General features: G+C 68.8%; 1 protein-coding gene. It reads right to left on the bottom strand.

Annotation, left to right across the window (positions count from 1 at the left end; genetic code table 11):
- Positions 1 to 61: 61 nt before the first annotated feature.
- Positions 62 to 517 (bottom strand): MarR family winged helix-turn-helix transcriptional regulator, encoded by a 456-nt coding sequence (locus QRO91_RS22460; protein WP_008265191.1) that lies wholly within the window; start codon positions 515 to 517, stop codon positions 62 to 64.
- Between the last annotated feature and the right edge of the window lie 219 nt (positions 518 to 736).

The following is a 736-nucleotide window of genomic DNA, read 5'->3' as shown; positions in this document are numbered from 1 at the left end:
CGGCAACGGGCAAAAGCCGCTGGCGTGTGCACGGCAGCGGCGGTGTTCGGGGGCAGCGCGCTTACGTGATGCGGTCGGCGGCCTCGGCCAGCAGGCGCCATGCCTTCAGCACGGCGTGCAGTTCATCCATGGACAGTTCGCCGAACACGTCCTGGCGCAGGCCGATCAACTGGTCTTCCAGCTCGCTGACCAGCGCCTGGCCGGCGTCGGTCAGCCACAACAGGTTGGCGCGGCGGTCGCTGGCATCGCTTTCGCGGCGGACCAGGTCGCTGGCGCACAGCTTGTCCAGCAGGCGCACCAGGGAGGGACCCTCCATGCCCAGCTGCTGGGCCAGCGCCACCTGCCGGATGCCACCGCCGGAGCGGCCGATCATCAGCAGCGGCATGGTGCAGGCGGTGGAGATGCCGTAGCTGCCGAGCCGGCTGTCGGCCAGGCGCTGCCACTGCCGCCCTGCGTACAGCAGGCCGGAGCTGAGCTGCATCTGCAGCACGGTGCGCTCGTCAAGGGGTCGGTCCATAAGAGATAGATAGGATACTACTAATTTCATTCCTATCAATGGTTTTTGCTGAATGGGTGGGTGGGTTGAGGAAAGCGTTGCGCCTGCTGGCTATCGGCTGGGGTGGCGCAGGGCCGGACGGGGCAGGGCACGCTGCAAGTACCCCTCCGGGGCCCGGCCCAGCCGCTGGCGGCCGGGCGTTCGGTCGCTTGGGCGGGGTGGGTCGGCCGCCAACCCCCC

The organism is Stenotrophomonas maltophilia group sp. Smal32 (assembly GCF_030237085.1).
In the GTDB taxonomy this organism is placed as follows: Bacteria; Pseudomonadota; Gammaproteobacteria; order Xanthomonadales; family Xanthomonadaceae; genus Stenotrophomonas; species Stenotrophomonas maltophilia_Q.
The sequence above is the reverse complement of the archived record's forward strand: the minus strand, read 5'-3'. Positions and strand labels throughout refer to the sequence as shown.